At 47.4% G+C, this 16,604-nt stretch carries 10 protein-coding genes; 8 read left to right on the top strand and 2 right to left on the bottom strand.

Annotated features, from left to right (window positions below; translation table 11 throughout):
• The 6 genes from MMG82_RS15430 to MMG82_RS15405 all read left to right on the top strand — a co-directional run bounded on the left by MMG82_RS15430 (window position 1) and on the right by MMG82_RS15405 (window position 11,467).
• Window positions 1-2,514 carry a glycogen/starch/alpha-glucan phosphorylase gene (locus MMG82_RS15430; protein WP_047535909.1) on the top strand — a complete coding sequence of 838 codons (2,514 nt, stop codon included), beginning with the start codon at window positions 1-3 and terminating at the stop codon, window positions 2,512-2,514.
• A gap of 118 nt (window positions 2,515-2,632) precedes the next feature.
• On the top strand, window positions 2,633-3,895 hold the full coding sequence (gene glgC / locus MMG82_RS15425) for a glucose-1-phosphate adenylyltransferase (RefSeq protein ID WP_047535906.1): 1,263 nt from the start codon (window positions 2,633-2,635) through the stop codon (window positions 3,893-3,895).
• A 67-nt stretch (window positions 3,896-3,962) separates the two neighbouring features.
• Complete coding sequence (locus tag MMG82_RS15420) at window positions 3,963-5,552, top strand: glycogen/starch synthase (protein WP_047535902.1); 1,590 nt, start codon at window positions 3,963-3,965, stop codon at window positions 5,550-5,552.
• Between the two features lie 109 nt (window positions 5,553-5,661).
• Complete coding sequence (locus MMG82_RS15415) at window positions 5,662-8,685, top strand: EAL domain-containing protein (protein ID WP_047535899.1); 3,024 nt, start codon at window positions 5,662-5,664, stop codon at window positions 8,683-8,685.
• A gap of 201 nt (window positions 8,686-8,886) precedes the next feature.
• Window positions 8,887-10,257, top strand: a complete 1,371-nt coding sequence (locus MMG82_RS15410; RefSeq protein WP_047535896.1) for a DEAD/DEAH box helicase — start codon at window positions 8,887-8,889, stop codon at window positions 10,255-10,257.
• A 106-nt stretch (window positions 10,258-10,363) separates the two neighbouring features.
• Window positions 10,364-11,467, top strand: coding sequence for a GTP-binding protein (locus tag MMG82_RS15405; protein WP_047535893.1), 1,104 nt, complete (start codon window positions 10,364-10,366; stop codon window positions 11,465-11,467).
• Window positions 11,468-11,477: 10 nt separating this feature from the next.
• Here MMG82_RS15405 and MMG82_RS15400 read toward each other — a convergent pair whose 3' ends face one another.
• Window positions 11,478-12,254, bottom strand: a complete 777-nt coding sequence (locus MMG82_RS15400) for a transporter substrate-binding domain-containing protein (protein ID WP_047535890.1) — start codon at window positions 12,252-12,254, stop codon at window positions 11,478-11,480.
• A gap of 342 nt (window positions 12,255-12,596) precedes the next feature.
• Here MMG82_RS15400 and MMG82_RS15395 point away from each other — a divergent pair, with 342 nt between their 5' ends.
• On the top strand, window positions 12,597-13,118 hold the full coding sequence (locus MMG82_RS15395; RefSeq protein ID WP_047535887.1) for a DUF3087 domain-containing protein: 522 nt from the start codon (window positions 12,597-12,599) through the stop codon (window positions 13,116-13,118).
• A gap of 126 nt (window positions 13,119-13,244) precedes the next feature.
• Here MMG82_RS15395 and MMG82_RS15390 read toward each other — a convergent pair whose 3' ends face one another.
• Window positions 13,245-14,789 (bottom strand): MFS transporter, encoded by a 1,545-nt coding sequence (locus MMG82_RS15390; RefSeq protein WP_047535884.1) that lies wholly within the window; start codon window positions 14,787-14,789, stop codon window positions 13,245-13,247.
• Window positions 14,790-15,211: 422 nt separating this feature from the next.
• On the opposite strand from MMG82_RS15390, the gene MMG82_RS15385 reads away from it, so the two are divergent.
• A complete protein-coding gene (locus MMG82_RS15385; RefSeq protein ID WP_047535881.1) occupies window positions 15,212-16,558 on the top strand; it encodes an MATE family efflux transporter in 1,347 nt (448 codons plus the stop codon).
• Window positions 16,559-16,604 lie beyond the last annotated feature (46 nt).

The following is a 16,604-nucleotide window of genomic DNA, read 5'->3' as shown; positions in this document are numbered from 1 at the left end:
ATGAGTCATAACAGTGAGCTGAGCCCAAATACCAGCGGCGTTACTCCCAAAAAACGTTCAACAAAGACGGTTGAAAGTAAGAGCAAAACAGCACCCGAACCCTGCGAGCCCTGTGATGCCTTACCCGCTTCTTTTACTCGCCATGTTCGCTATGGATTAAGCCGCGGCGAAGGGGCGCGTGGTGAATTATTTCAAGCGCTGGCTCTCAGCGTAAAAGAGCAAATGCTGGATGATTGGCGTGAGACGCGCATCAAAGATAGCTGTTACGACAACAAACAAGTGGCCTATTTGTCACTCGAGTTTTTAATGGGCAGGACACTGGGCAATGCCTTGTTAAACTTAGAGTTAGAGCAAGATAGCCGCGAGGCGTTAAGCCATTACTCTGTTTCACTCGAGGAGATAGAAGAGGCCGAACATGACGCGGGCTTAGGCAATGGTGGCCTTGGGCGGCTTGCAGCTTGTTTTCTCGATAGTTGCGCCAGCATGGACTTATCCGTGACTGGGTATGGCATTCGTTACGAATACGGCATGTTCGCCCAAAAGATAGTTGATGGTTATCAGGTTGAGCGCCCTGATCGCTGGTTACGTGAGGGCAACCCTTGGGAGGTGCGTGTTCCGCACCATAATGTGACGGTAAAGTTCTTTGGTCACACCGAATCCTATGTCGATAAACAAGGGCGCAGGCACATGATTTGGGTCGATACCCAAGATGTGCTCGCTGTTGCCTACGATATGCCTGTTCCTGGCTATCGCAATGGTCGCGTGAATAGCTTAAGACTCTGGAAGGCCGAAGCGACGGATGATTTTGACTTAGCAGAATTTAACCAAGGCGATTACACAGAGGCCGTGGCGCGTAAAAACCTCGCCGAGCAGATCACTATGGTGCTTTACCCCAACGATGCCAGCGAAAACGGTAAGGAGCTGCGGCTGCGTCAGCAATATTTTTTGTCTTCCGCTAGCTTACAGGCAATTTTAAAACGTTGGGTACATCACCATGGCAATGATTTCACTCATTTTGCTGAAAAAAATGTGATGCAATTGAATGACACCCACCCAAGTATTGCGGTTCCCGAGTTAATGCGGCTGCTGGTGGATGAATATGGTCTCGAATGGGATGCCGCTTGGTCGATCACCAGTCAAACCATTGCTTATACCAATCATACGCTGCTACCCGAGGCATTAGAGCGCTGGCCTGTGCGTATGATGGCATTGATGCTGCCGCGTATTTTAGAAATCATCTATGAAATCAACGCCAGATACCTCGATTTAGTTGCCCACCACTGGCCGGGGGATGGTGCCAAACTGGCCAGCATGTCGATTATTCAAGATGGCCCCGATCCCCATGTGCGCATGGCCTATTTAGCCATAGTGGCCAGCTTTTCGGTGAACGGTGTCGCTGGATTACATACCCAATTGTTAAAGTCGGGTCTGTTTAAGGATTTTTATAGCCTGTGGCCGGAGAAGTTTAACAATCGTACTAACGGGGTGACACCAAGACGTTGGTTAGCCCACTGCAATCCCGCGCTCGCCAAACTGTTAACCAACCATTTAGGCAAAGGTTGGGTGACGGACTTAAGCCAACTGACGGCGCTCAATGCCTTAACCCAAGATCCTAGCTTTATCCAAAAGTGGCGGGAGGTGAAGCAAGCCAACAAGGCGGTGCTGGCCAAGATGATTGCTAAGGAATGTGGCGTCGAGTTTGACCCTTCAATGCTGTTTGATGTGCAGGTCAAGCGGATCCACGAGTACAAGCGTCAGCTACTCAATATTCTGCATGTGATCCATCTCTACCATCAAATCCAGCAGGGGCATACAGAGCATCTGGTACCACGCTGTGTGCTGATCGGTGGCAAGGCTGCGCCCGGTTACTTTATGGCGAAGCTCATCATCAAACTCGCCAGTAATGTTGCCCATATGGTCAATTGCGATCCTGTGGTGGCGCCTTATCTGCGCTTTGCGTTTCTGCCCAATTACAACGTCAGTGCGATGGAAAAAATCTGCCCCGGCACCGATGTCTCCGAACAAATCTCCACCGCGGGTAAGGAGGCCTCTGGCACGGGCAATATGAAGTTTATGATGAACGGCGCACTCACCATAGGCACCTTAGATGGCGCCAATATCGAGATGCTCGAAGAGGTAGGCGAGGATAACTTCTTCCTCTTTGGCCTCAACGCCGATCAAGTGGCCCAAATGCGCTGTGATTACCAACCTCAGCGCATTATCGCCGAGTCCCACGCCTTATCCGAAGTCATGGCCTTACTGAAGAGCGGCCATTTTAACCTACTGGAACCGGGAATTTTCGACCCGATTATCGCCTCGATTGAAAGCGCGGACGACCAGTGGATGACTGCGGCGGATTTCGATAGTTATCGCCTCGCCCAAGAGGCTGTGGCTAAGGCTTATAAAGATCCGAAAAAGTGGACGCAAATGAGCATTCGCAACACGGCGGCCAGTGGTCGCTTCTCCAGTGATGTGACGATTGCAGGCTATCGGGATGAAATTTGGAAACTGTAAGGGAGTCGTTAATGAGCGAAGGAATACGCAGTTGTATGCAATCCTGCGGCCTTAGGGCGGCAGGGAAGAGTGGTTGTGAAGCAATCGGCACTGATGTGCTATTTGGGGAGTAGAGCCTATGTCTAATGTACGTTATATCAGTAATTTAACTCGTGAAACCTATGCATTGATTCTGGCTGGTGGCCGAGGCTCGCGTTTACATGAACTCACCGACTGGCGCGCTAAACCCGCGCTGTATTTCGGTGGCAAGTTTAGGATCATCGATTTTCCGCTGTCGAATTGCATCAACTCGGGGATCCGCCGTGTTGGGGTGGTGACCCAATATAAGTCGCACTCGTTAATTCGCCATGTGATGCGTGGTTGGGGCCACTTTAAAAAGGAATTAGGTGAGTCGGTGGAAATTCTGCCCGCCTCACAACGTTACTCTGAGAATTGGTATCAAGGCACGGCCGATGCGGTATTCCAAAATATCGACATCATCCGCCATGAGTTGCCTAAGTACGTGATGGTGCTCTCGGGTGACCATGTGTATCGCATGGATTATGCTGGCTTACTGGCCGCCCATGCCGAATCCGGCGCCGATATGACAGTCTCCTGCCTTGAGGTGCCCGTGGCCGAAGCAGCGGGCGCATTTGGGGTGATGGAAGTCGATGACGAGATGCGCATCCTAGGCTTTGAAGAAAAACCTAAATACCCTAAACATTCCCCAGGCAATCCAGAGAAGTGCCTCGCCTCGATGGGCAACTATGTGTTTAACACTGAGTTTTTGTTCGAACAGTTGAAGAAAGACGCGCAAAACGCCAATTCCGATCGGGATTTTGGCAAAGACATTATTCCCTCGATCATCGAAAAACATAAAGTGTTTGCCTATCCCTTTAAGAGCGCCTTCCCGAATGAGCAAGCCTATTGGCGCGATGTGGGCACCTTGGATTCTTTTTGGCAGGCCAATATGGAATTGCTATCGCCCACGCCTGCCTTAAACCTCTACGATGCCAAATGGCCGATTTGGACTTATCAGGAGCAATTACCTCCCGCTAAATTTGTGTTTGACGATGACGATAGACGCGGCATGGCGGTGGATTCCATTATTTCCGGCGGCTGTATTATCTCGGGCGCGACCGTGCGCCGCAGCGTGCTGTTTAACGAGGTGCGGGTTTGTTCCTACTCCGTGGTTGAGGATTCAGTCGTGCTGCCCGATGTGGTGGTGCTGCGCCACTGCAAGATTAAAAACGCCATCATCGATAGAGGTTGTATTATCCCCGAAGGCACAGTGATCGGTTATAACCACGACCATGATAGGGCAAAAGGCTTTAGGGTGTCCGAGAAAGGCATTACCTTAGTCACCCGCGATATGTTAGGACTGCCGGTGGGCTACGAGTAAGGCCAACCCATTAATTAGCTTGAAAATTAACCCTGTTGGAGTATGAAGTTAGGTGAAACGCATATTAATGGTCGCGGCCGAAAATGGGGCGCTGAAAGGGGCGAAAGTGGGCGGCATGGCGGATGTGATCCATGACTTGCCCCAAGCCCTCGTGGGTGTTGAGATCCAAGCCGATGTCATTATGCCAAGCTACGGATTTTTAACGGGCCTTGGGGCCAAACTTATCCATGAGTTTGAGGTGAGTTTTGCCGGGCGACAGGAGCCGATTAAGTTGTATTGGCTGGCGCACCCCAAGGTGCAGGGCGCCAATATTTACTTGCTCGAGCATGGGCTGTGGCAATCGAGCCCCGGGCAGATTTATAGCCAAGGCACAAGTGATCGCCCCTTTGCCGATGATGCGACTAAGTTTGCGCTGTTGTGTGCAAGCGTAGCCAAAGCCTTAGTGGTAGGGTTTGTGCCTATGCCTCAGCTTCTACATCTGCATGACTGGCACACGGGATGTTTAGCCATGCTGCGAGCGCTGGCGCCTGAGTATCAAGCGTTAAAAAGCATTGCATGTGTGTTTTCGATTCATAACCTTGCGCTGCAGGGCATTAGGCCGCTGAGCCATGATTCGTCAAGCTTTGCAGCTTGGTTTCCTCACTTATTTGCCCAGTTGGATGAGGGCCAACGCGCCCAGATTATCGACCCCCGTTATCCCCATTGCATTAATCCGATGCGGATGGGGATTAGGCTGGCGGATAAGGTGCATCTCGTCTCACCTACCTACGCGAAGGAAGTCTTGCTTCCCTCTCGCCCAGAGTTGGGCTTTTTCGGTGGAGAAGGGCTTGAGGCCGATTTGCAACATAAAGCTGATCAAGGTCGAGTACTGGGGATTTTAAACGGTTGCGAATACCCAGAGGCTTTAGCTCAAACCTCCCTCGAACGTATGGAATTAACGGATTTTACTAAGCTACTGAGTTGCATCGAGTCAGCTTTAGCCCTGTGGCAGGGTGGGCGAACTCAGGTGAGTGGCGTCGATATGATTGCTTTTACGCGGCTGCAAGCCCTGTGGCGCCAAGCCTCTGTGGGGGAGTTCCCGAACTTTCTGTTGACGTCTGTTGGTCGGCTTACCGATCAAAAAGTATTGATCCTGCGCCATATTTTACCTTCTGGCTTATCGGTATTAGAGACATTACTGCAACAGTTGCAGCTGACGCAGCCCAAGGCGCTATTTGTGCTGCTTGGCAGCGGCGACCCAGAGATAGGGCTGTTTTTTCAAACCCTTGCGGCTAAGTATGCCCATTTTGTATTTCTGCAGGGATACCATGAGGAACTCTCCCAGTGTCTTTATCAAGTGGGTGATTTGTTCCTGATGCCGAGTTCTTTTGAGCCCTGTGGTATTAGCCAAATGCTCGCCATGCGTAGCGGTCAGCCTTGCTTAGTACATGGCGTGGGCGGATTAAGGGATACGGTCGAGGACAATGTCGATGGTTTTGTGTTTTATGGCGAAGATATCAAAAGCCAGGGCGAGGCTATGCTGGCAAAGCTGGCTGAAGCACTCGATAAATTTAATACGCGTGATTGGACGCAATTAAAACGCAAGGCGAAAGCGCGGCGCTTCGATTGGCATAGCATCGCCTTTGATTACAAGAAACAACTTTACAACATTTTGTGAATTACCCCATGTAATTAGATCATGATTTGTAAGCAATTCTGCTACACTTTTGGGGGAGAGTTTTCGTAAGATAGACCATTTCCTCATTTTTGGAGTTGCTTCCACATCCATGGATAAAAGCATTTTCTTACCCTTAGTACAAAATGCAGCGTTACTGCTCGCCTTAGTGTTTTTGTACGATGCGATTCCTAAAAAGCATCAGCGGCAGTATTTTTTACTATGGCGACTGGGGATTGGCTTATTTATCGGTGGCATTGGTGTCGCGATTATGAGCACCCCATGGATGTACGAACCCGGTATTATCTTCGATACCCGCTCTGTAATCTTGTGTGTTTCGGGCCTGTTTTTTGGTGGTTTGCCGACGGCGATTGCCGTTGTTATCACTTCGCTGTACCGACTCAGTATTGGCGGTGTCGCCATGTGGGTTGGCGTTGGCGTAATTATCAGTTCCGGTCTTATCGGTGTGATATGGCGGCATTATCGTAAGTCCTATCTTGCCAATATTTCCGGTAAAGAAGTCTTTGGTTTTGCTTTTTTAGTGCATTTAGTGATGTTGTCATGGTTTTTTCTGCTGCCTAACCAGCTTGCATTGCCCGTATTGTCGAAAATCGCCTTACCAATATTATTGATTTATCCCCTTGCTACCTGGCTGCTAAGTCTTTTGCTATCTCGCCGTTTTGAGCTAGAGCGGGACGAGCAAATTCGCCTGCAAGATGATTTTTTATTCCGCAGCCAATTTAACGTCGGCAATATTGGGATTGCCATTACTGGCGTCGATCAAAAGTGGATCAAGGTGAATCCAAGGTTATGCCAGATGCTTAAATACTCAGAGGATGAGTTGCTGCATATGACTTGGAAGCAGCTTACTCACCCCGGTGATGTTGAAGCTGATCTATTAAAGTTTGAGCTAATGCTTGAAGGCAAAATCGATAATTACGAATTAGATAAACGCTTTATTGCCAAGGATAACTCGATTGTTTACACCCATATGACAGTAGCCTGTAAGCGCGCAAATCATCAGGTATTATTAGTGATTGCAGGCTTTTTGGATGTCACGGCGCAAACATTAGCTGACATGGAGGTGCTCGCCAGTCGTGAGCAACTTGAGTTGGTACTGAGCAGTAGCGATCTTGGGGTATGGGACTGGGATATTCGTAATGACCATATCGAGCGAAACGCCCGCAGTGCCGATATTTTAGGTTGCGATATCGATATGCTCAATGCCAATAGTCGCCAATGGATGGACTCGATAGTGGCTGAGGATAGGCCCAAAGTATTGCATTCTATCGAGGCCCATATTCGTGGCGAAACGCCGCAACATAAGATGGAATATCGCTTAAAAACCCTTAACCGCGACATCCGCTGGATTTTAGATACCGGTAAAGTGGTGAGCCGTGATGCCAATAACAATGCGCTCAGAATGTGCGGTACTTATACCGATATCACCGATGCTAAGTTGATTGAAGAGTCTTTAAAACTCTCTGCATTAGTCTATAACAATAGCTCCGAAGCCATGAGTGTACTCGATGAAAACGGAGTGATTATTACCGTAAACGCCGCATTTACCGATATCACTGGCTATAGCGAGTCTGAAATTCGTGGACAGCATATTCGTATGATGTATTGCGACCTTAATGATCACGATTTTTATCAGCGCATGAATAATGACATTCGCGAAAAAGGCGAGTGGCAGGGTGAAATGCGCCAACGGCGTAAGAATAATGAAGAGTATGTCATTTGGCTAACCATTAATACGATTAATAATGCCGAGGGTTTGCCTTATCGTCGTGTTGCGCTTTTTTCTGATATTACCGATAAAAAACAAAGTGAACATTTAATCTGGAAACAAGCCAACTACGATACCTTGACTGGCCTGCCTAATCGACGCATGTTGCTCGAATATTTAAGTGCCGAAATCAAGAATGCTGACCGTAATCGCAATCACTTTGCGCTGATGTTCCTCGATCTCGATTACTTTAAAGAGGTTAACGATACCTTAGGTCACGCCATGGGGGATCAATTACTGATCGAAACCGCCAGTCGCTTAAAATCCTGTGTGCGGGATGCCGATGTGGTGGCGCGACTTGGCGGTGATGAGTTTACCGTAGTATTAAGTGCTATGGCTGATCATAAGGGGATTGAGCGAGTTGCCGAACATATTTTAAGGCGTATTGCCGAGCCCTATCTGCTCGGTGAAGAAACTGCTTATATTAGCGCCAGTATTGGTATCACGCTTTACCCCGATGATTCGACTAGTATTGAAGGTTTACTTAAACATGCGGATCAGGCTATGTATGCGGCAAAAGATCAAGGCCGCAATCGGTTTAACTATTTCACGCCATCGATGCAGGAATACGCTAAGTACCGCATGCGATTAATTCACGATCTCCGTCAAGCCGTGCTGAATAAAGAATTTGAACTGCATTATCAACCGATAGTAGCGATGGCGACAGGGGAAGTGGCTAAGGCAGAAGCCTTATTGCGCTGGTTCCATCCGGAGCGCGGCTCTGTATCGCCAGCAGAATTTATTCCCGTTGCTGAAGATACAGGGCTGATTGTTGAAATCGGTAACTGGGTATTTGAACAAGCAGCACGTCAAAGCGCCCAATGGCGCAAGACGTTGGGCGTGGAAATTCAGATCAGTGTTAACAAATCGCCTATACAGTTCCGTGATGAGGGCACTCTGTTACACAATTGGCTTGAATTACTGCAGCAGTTAGATGTCACTGGTACTGGCGTTTGTGTGGAAATTACCGAGGGGCTATTGCTTGATGCTAGCATGGGCGTGACCGAAAAATTGTTAGCCTATCGGGATGCGGGCGTGCAAGTTTCCTTAGATGACTTTGGTACCGGGTATTCATCACTGGCCTATTTGAAGAAATTCGATATCGACTATTTGAAAATAGATCAATCATTTACCCGTCATATTGATACGGATGAAAATGACCACACCTTGTGTGAAGCCATCATTGTGATGGCCCATAAATTGGGCATGAAAGTCATCGCCGAAGGGGTTGAAACCGAGGCGCAGCGGCAGGTGTTGCTCAATGCAGGCTGCGACTATGGCCAAGGTTATTTATTCTCTAAACCCGTCAGTGCCAGTGAGTTTGCCAGCAAGTATTTGCTGACATAAACACCTAGGCGAGAAAGGTTTATCAGGCGTGCGACGTTTTGCCTATAAATCCGCCGCGAATTTTGCTAGACTCCGCGGCCCCATTTAAGGGCATGATGCAGAAAATTAATAATGTTGAAGAGTACAACAAGTCATCTCTTCGATTCGTCTCTTTTTTGCTGCGCATTGAGCAATTCCACCGACTAACACCTAAGAGTTCCTATGAAATTTGACACACTCGGCTTATCTTCACCTATTTTGAATGCGATAACTGAGTGTGGCTATCAGCAACTCACTCAAGTGCAACAACAGGTTATTCCTCTCGCCTTAACGGGGAAGGATATTATGGCCTGTGCTCAGACTGGAACAGGTAAAACGGCTTCCTTCGCCTTGCCCGTGCTTGAGCAACTTGCTGCCCAACCTGCCGATAAACCCTTGCTGCGCGCCTTAGTGATGACGCCAACCCGTGAGTTGGCAATTCAAGTTTGTGCGAATATTCAAAAATATAGCCAGTTTTTGCCCCTTAAAACCTTAGCGGTTTATGGCGGTGCGAATATGAATCCGCAGCGTAAAGGAGTCGAGCAGGGCGTCGATATCCTCGTCGCAACGCCAGGGCGACTATTCGATATTATTGGCCAGTTCAATTTAGACCTGTCCAGTGTAACGACCTTAGTGATCGACGAAGCGGATCGTATGCTCGATTTAGGCTTTGTACGCGACATTGAAAAGGTGAAGCGCCTTATTGCCCCAGTACATCAAACGATGTTGTTTTCAGCCACCTATAGCGATGCGGTGAAGCAACTCTCCCATAAGATGCTCAATCAACCTGAATGGGTTAATGTTGCCGAAAATACCACGGCATCGACCGTAGAACAGTTAGTGTATCGGGTCGATAAGCGCCGCAAAGCAGAGTTATTATCTGAGCTGGTGGGGCGCAATAATTGGCGCCAAGTGTTGGTGTTCGCCAGTACTAAGGAATGCGCTGAGCATTTATTGCAGGAGTTAACACTCGATGGGATCAGCGCGGGCGTGTTTCATGGGGATAAAACCCAAGGGGCGCGTAATCGTGTGCTCGATGATTTTAAAGCCGGAAAACTGCGCGTGTTGGTGGCAACCGATGTGGCGGCCCGCGGGCTTGATATTCAGGCGCTGCCCTTAGTGATAAACCTAGAGTTGCCTTTCCTCGCGGAAGATTATGTCCATCGTATTGGCCGCACTGGCCGTGCGGGCCTGTCAGGTCGAGCGATTTCATTTGTCAGCCCAGCAGATGATGAAATGCTCGCAGAAATTGAAGCTTTAATTGGCCAGCAACTCCCTGTCACTGTGCAGCCTGGTTACGAGGAGGGCACGCCACTGCCTGCACGTTACCGCGATGCTCCCGCGGCAACCACTAAAACTAAATGGAGTTATAAAGCACCAAAAGATCGCACTATTGGCAAAGTCAGTGCTGTTGGAAAGTCGAGTGAGAGCCAAGCTAGAGCAAGAAAATCTCCTACCCGCGAGGGTAAGTATTCAAAAGATAAGGCGAAATTTAGCCCATTTCAAACTCAGCGTTCTGGTGGTAAGCCGCAGGGCGGCAATAAAGTAAAATAGCGCAGTACGCAGCGCGCCCAAGGCGCGCTTTTTGTTGAGCTTTAACTAGAATATCCCTACACTCGAATGCCCCTAAACGTTGCCCGTTACCCTGCGAGTGTTGTCCATGATCGTCAAAGCCATTCCCACCAATATCATCACAGGTTTTTTAGGTGTCGGTAAAACAACGCTTATAAAACAACTTTTGAAGACTAAACCTGAGGGCGAAACTTGGGCGATATTAGTCAATGAATTTGGTGAAGTCGGTATCGATGCGGGCCTCTTAGAGGCAAACAACAGTGGCGTGCAGATTCGTGAAGTTGCCGGGGGCTGCATGTGCTGCGCGGCGGGCGTACCCACGCAAGTGGCAATCAATCAACTGATCGCCCGTGCTAAGCCTGATCGCTTGCTGATTGAACCTACGGGACTTGGGCACCCTAATGAAATTATTAAAGTCCTCAGTGCGCCCCATTATCAACATGTTATCCGCCTTCAAAGCACTTTATGCCTAATCGATGCCCGTAAATTAATGGATGAACGCTACCGCGGACATGACAATTTTGTGCAGCAGTTGCAAGTAGCAGATGTGATTGTTGCGACCAAAACCGATTTGTATCCTGAGTTTGAGGCATTGCAGGGCAGGCAATTAGCTCAGGAATTAACTCGTTATCTCAATGCCTTACAACTCGATAATACGCCAGTGGTGGAGCATAGTTTGCCTCAAGGCTTATCGGCTCAATTACTTGAGCTCCTTAAGCAACCACGCCGTGATTTACCTAAACCGGCCATTAACCTAGCCGCTAGCATTAACGCATTGAGCCAATCTCGGAGTGTGTTGCGTAACACTGCCGACACTTTGGGTTTGCAGGGGCTGTTTACCGGAGAGGCAAGCGAGCAGGTCTACCAGTTTGATGCGCGTGGCATAGTACGTAAGCAAAATCAGGGGGAGGGCTGTTTTAGCTGCGGCTGGGTATTTGAACCTATGCAAGAGTTTGATTTTGATAAATTAATGCAATTTATTACCCTCCAGACCCAAACAAGTCCTACTTTACTGCGTTTAAAAGCGGTGATGATTACCAGCGATGGTATTGCAGGGATCAATTGGAGCAGTGGGGATATGACTGTCACTGAACTAGATGATTGTGTTGATTCTCGGCTCGAAATGATTGCAACCCAAGAGCTGGATTGGGACCACATTGAACTGGCCTTAATGGAATGTTTAGCCAGTTAATTGAAGGGGATTAATCGGTGAGCATTGAGGTCGGAATGGTAACGCCACGTATTTTTGCCAGTGTAGCCAATTCGCCTGTCTCAACCATATGTTGCATAAATAGATCGAAACGTTGTTGAAGTGGTTGAAATTTTACGTCTTTTGGAAAGGCCATAAAGCCATCTTGGATATCAATTCTGGGCATTATAGGGGTGATTGCCTGTGGAATTTTGATTTGCGCGAGCACCGCTTGAGTATTGCGTATGTTGGTGGCAAGCAAATCGAGATCGCCACGGGATAAGCGTTCAATACCACTTTTGAGATCTGCAAATTCATTAATTGTGAGCGTTTTGGTGCGTTCGTTAAACAAATAGCCGTAACTCCAGCCTTGCATTTTGCCAATTCTTAATCCATGGATACTGGCATAACTACCATCCCAAGGCGTGGGATGATTGACTCTGGCATAAAAAACGATTTCATCGCGATAAAAGGGTTGGGCCGAGAAGGCTAAGTGCTTTTGCCGTTCTTCCGAAAAATAGGGGCCAATTAAAATATCTGCTTGGCCACGCTCAACCATAGATTGCGCTCGGCGCCAAGGCGCTATTTGATAATGAATGGTCACTTTTTGTTGCTGGGCAAAACGATTAAGTATATCTACCCCTAAACCGATGTATTCGCCGTCCGGTTTTTGTTCAAAAATTTGGCTAAAACGAGTCCCTACAGCAAAGAGCTCCTCTGCTTTTATAGGGGCGACTAAGCAAATGAGGGTGAGCAAAACTAACCTTCGCAAGGTGTTCTTTAATGCCATTTCATTCCTGTGATGGTTGCTTCATTCCAAGTGGAATGTGGTGCAAGTAAGGGGAGTTTGTTAAATAAATCGTTACGTACTTTGAATATCAGCAAATTGTACACTGATTTAGATCCCTATCTGCACGTACCTGTCATCAATGCGGATAACCGTGCCTCAATAACCGGAAGATAACTAAATAAAAAGATTGGTAATTTTATAATATAAATCCTTAACCATATTTGTTTCAAATTGTATCCTTTGTGGTTGGTGTGATGGCGGAAGACTTATATTATTCAGGCAAGCTCAAGCAAACTGGGTTATGCTGCGCCGCCAATGCGTATTTTGATTAAAAGAGAACCCATGAAGTTACAGCAAATTGATAAATCCCTTTATCGTAGCAATATGAACCTGTTTATGGTGGCCTTAGTGTTGGCCTTGATCGTTTGCTCCCTTGGCTTTGGGGCTGGATTAATTGCGCTCTTTGGCGTTGAGGCTTTACCCGGTGAGCCTACAGGAAATTTCCACTGGAATTTACTCGGGGTGATTTTGGCGGTATTACTTTGTAGTGCCATTGTCTATCAGCTAAAAACTCAGCCCTTTTTTAAAGAGATTTATTATGTGTGGCAGTTAAAACAACTGCAAAATCACATTTATCGCAAGCTGGCTAAAGTCAAAGCAGCTGCGGCGAACAATGATATAAATGCGTTGATTACATTGCTATTTTACTTCACCAGTTTACGCCAGGTGTATTTGCTGGATGATAATACCTTGACCTTATCAGCGGTTGATAAGGAGCTTGCACAGTTACAGGCACAATGCGACGTTTTAGGATTAGCGCTATCGGCTGAACAATTTGAGGTCGAACTGTTAGCGGGTTTTTAAGGCTAGATTTAATGACTAGATTTAATGACTTAGTCGCGTATCAAGGCCGTTAATTAAAAAGTGAGTGCATGCACACTCACTTTTTAATTGGAATCGATTAGCGGCTTAGATAACGCAGTTAAGGTATTAGTTCGCTGCCTGCTGCGCACGTTGCAGCGTCAGTAACCACTTACCATAGATATAAATCCCCACAGCCGAAATGGTGCCGATCGCGGCGATAATATACCAAGCCATACCGATATTGTGGCTGTGGTAGAGCAGCTGAGTCAGATCATGGGCGTTTTCGCCAGTAAAGCTGACTAAGGTGGTAAAGGCTTCCCCCTGCGGGATGGCATTCACATCCGTTGCGCTCATGCCGCGCTCGAGTAATAAGTCGCGTGAGAACAACTCTTTCGAGGCGAAAATTTCATAGAGTTTTGGGCCAAAATAACCTTCTAAGCCCCAGCCAATCCCTTGAGGTAGCATCACAAAGCCAAGGTACATGGCTTTTTTACCTTCGGGGGCAATGTTACCCATAAATTCGTTTTTCTTTGGGCTAATCATCATTTCGCCAATCGAAAACATGGCGATGGCGAGCACAATAAACCAAGCCGCATGGAAGGCACCGATAAACACAAAGGCTAAAATACTGAGTAAACAGCCAATCAACATGGCAGTAGTTATGCGGTATTTGGCGGTCAGGGCGGCAATTAAAAAGCAGCTCGTCATAATCAAGCCGGCGTTGAGGTTAAGCATGCCCTCAGGCATCACTTTCGTGCCTTCATTATTTAATCCGAGCCAGAATTGTAAAATACCGTTGCTGGTGCCTTCATTACCAAAGAGCGAAGTGACAATCACACTGGTATCGACCCACTCGGAAATATGAATCGGTAGTACATCAAACAGCGCATTAAACAAGAACCAAAAACCTGAAAATACCAGCATGTAATAGATTACAATTGGCTTTTTAAGCTCATGCCAAGCGTCGCGCCATAGGGACTCTTGTTTGACTTCACCTGATTTAATTTGCTGATTACGGATGAGGCGCTCGGCTTTTCCTGGCTCGGTATATGTCAATAAAAACAGGAAGTTTAGTGAGATAATCGCAGCGCAGGCATAAAACACATTATCCCAAGAAAGTTGACGCATATGCACGGCAACCAATGGACCTAAGAAGCCACCGATATTCACGACTTGGTAAAATATCCCCCAAGCCATGGAGGTGTTATTGCGATTGGTGGAGAGCACTAAGGTGCCTTGAATACCGGGTTTAAAGATACCCGTGCCGATGGCGAGTAGCAGTGCCCCCGATAAAAAGCCCCAAAAGGTAGGGAAGAACGCCATAGTCAGGTAGCCCATGATTTTAATCACGGTCGAGCCGAAAATGGTTTCCTTGTAGCCGACCCGGTCGGAAATCCCACCAGTAAAGACGGGTACAAATGTTTGCATAATCGCCCAGAGCGAAATAATAATGCCATAGTCGCTGAGGCTGATCCCCAGACCGCCAGCCGATTCAGGCGCTTTGGCGTATAAGCCAGCACTGGCTTTGACACCGTAATAGGCGATTCGCTCGACCAGCTCCATGCCGCCCACTAACCAAAAAATATAACTTAGGCTAGTGATGGAGGCCCACATACCTAACTGTTTGACTTCGCGCAGATCATTCTCTGCATTTGGACTATTGTGACTCATGTCCTTCCCTTTATTATTGTTATTGACTTTAATTTCACTAATTCATTATTAATTAAATGGTTAGCTAAATTGCAGAGACAAATAATGCCTCGATAATTAACTCATTTCGGGCAATATAAACCTACACTTTACCTAATTAAGGGGTAAATACCAATAAAGTAGTGAAAAATGATGAGTTTCGCCACATCTGTTATTGAGTAGTGTTTTATTTGTCGTGATGGGTTGGTAAAAGTGTGCCATCAGTAAGATATTGTGTAGATTAGTTTTTGTTATAAATTTATCCTGCTAATCGGGTTTGGTATTAAAGTAAAATTTAGGTACAATCCATTGCCGCATTTTTGTTCATCATTCTATTTATCTAAGTGAATACCGCTAGAACAATCTGAGTGCGCACCCTGCCTTTATTTTTGTGAGATTTGGTTATGACTGCTGTTTCCCATAGCGCAACGGATCAACGCCTGCTGCAAGAGCCGATTTCGAAGCTTTTCTGGCGCTATACCATTCCAACAATCGCCTCCATGCTGGTGACTGGGGTATATGTCACCATTGATGGTATCTTCGTCGGACATTATCTCGGTGAAACCGGGCTTGCTGGCATGATGCTGGCTTATCCCGTGGGCGCGATTCTCTACGCCGTCGGTGCCATGATTGGCATGGGCAGCGCCGCGTTAGTCTCGATTAACTTGGGGCAAGGCAATGTCGCCAAGGCGCGTAAATTGCTCGGCAACGCCTTTAGCTTGTGTTTACTGGCAGGGGCATTTTTTGCCTTAATCGGCGGGATTTTTTCGCGAGATATTTTAATCGCCCTCGGCGCTGAGGGAGAAATACTCGAAAATGCTAATGAATACCTGTTTTGGTATTTTGCCTTATGTCATTTCCCTATTATCTCAATGACATTTACCACCTTGCTGCGTAACGATGGTCGCCCCTCCATGGTGACCTTTGTGCTGATCTTAGGTGGCGTGCTGAACACCTTTTTAGATTGGCTGTTTATTGTGGTGTTTCCCTTCGGTTTAGCAGGGGCGGCGATTGCCACCATGTTGTCGCAGGCTGTGACTGGCTTGCTCTGCCTGCAGCATTTTTTTGGGGCGTGCACTCAGCTCAAAATCAACCTAGAGCAGATGAAGCTTAAGCTTGATAACTGCATCAACATCGCCCGTGTTGGTTTGCCAAGCTTTTTAATGAATCTGTATCTGTCGATTGTATTGACTCTGCATAACACCGCATTTTTATGGGTTGGTGGCCCTTTGCATGTGGCAGCATACGGGGTGGTCAGTTATACCGAAGCGTTTTTCTACCTGATTTTTGAGGGGATTGCCCTCGGTACTCAGCCGATTTATAGCTTTAATGCGGGAGCAGGGCGCTTCGATAGGGTTAAACAGGCACGCAATATTGCCTTTGGCATGACCTTACTCACCGCCGCACTTGGCTTACTGTTGATTTATTCCCGCCCTGAATGGTTGGTGTACCTGTTTGCCGGTGATAACCCAAGCCTTACGCCCGTCGCGATTGAAGGCATGCGATGGTATTTCTGGGGCTTGCCGATGGAAGGCCTCATTTTAGTGGGGGCGAGCTTCTTCCAAGCGATTAATTGTTCGAAACAAGCATCGATTCTAACTGGCGCAAAACTCATACTGATTGCTGCGATTATCTACTGTTTTGCTTGGGCTTTTGGCGTGATCGGTGTGTGGATATCGCTCGCGACCTGTAGCACGCTATTGGTCATTTGGATGTTCATTGCCATGCAGCGGCTTAAGATTAAAGCCTAATTTTTGTTTAGTTATTATCTTAGTCTTGAAACCGACTTAATACTGG

The organism is Shewanella sp. MM_2022_3 (genome assembly GCF_022557375.1).
Lineage (GTDB): Bacteria > Pseudomonadota > Gammaproteobacteria > Enterobacterales > Shewanellaceae > Shewanella > Shewanella xiamenensis.
This window is presented reverse-complemented; position numbering and strand designations above follow the sequence as displayed.

Bases quoted from the DNA above. Each gene is read 5' to 3' on its own strand.
- MMG82_RS15430 (WP_047535909.1), top strand. From the start codon at position 1: ATGAGTCATAACAGTGAGCTGAGCCCAAATACCAGCGGCGTTACTCCC.
- glgC (WP_047535906.1), top strand. From the start codon at position 2,633: ATGTCTAATGTACGTTATATCAGTAATTTAACTCGTGAAACCTATGCA.
- MMG82_RS15420 (WP_047535902.1), top strand. From the start codon at position 3,963: ATGGTCGCGGCCGAAAATGGGGCGCTGAAAGGGGCGAAAGTGGGCGGC.
- MMG82_RS15415 (WP_047535899.1), top strand. From the start codon at position 5,662: ATGGATAAAAGCATTTTCTTACCCTTAGTACAAAATGCAGCGTTACTG.
- MMG82_RS15410 (WP_047535896.1), top strand. From the start codon at position 8,887: ATGAAATTTGACACACTCGGCTTATCTTCACCTATTTTGAATGCGATA.
- MMG82_RS15405 (WP_047535893.1), top strand. From the start codon at position 10,364: ATGATCGTCAAAGCCATTCCCACCAATATCATCACAGGTTTTTTAGGT.
- MMG82_RS15400 (WP_047535890.1), bottom strand. From the start codon at position 12,254: ATGGCATTAAAGAACACCTTGCGAAGGTTAGTTTTGCTCACCCTCATT.
- MMG82_RS15395 (WP_047535887.1), top strand. From the start codon at position 12,597: ATGAAGTTACAGCAAATTGATAAATCCCTTTATCGTAGCAATATGAAC.
- MMG82_RS15390 (WP_047535884.1), bottom strand. From the start codon at position 14,789: ATGAGTCACAATAGTCCAAATGCAGAGAATGATCTGCGCGAAGTCAAA.
- MMG82_RS15385 (WP_047535881.1), top strand. From the start codon at position 15,212: ATGACTGCTGTTTCCCATAGCGCAACGGATCAACGCCTGCTGCAAGAG.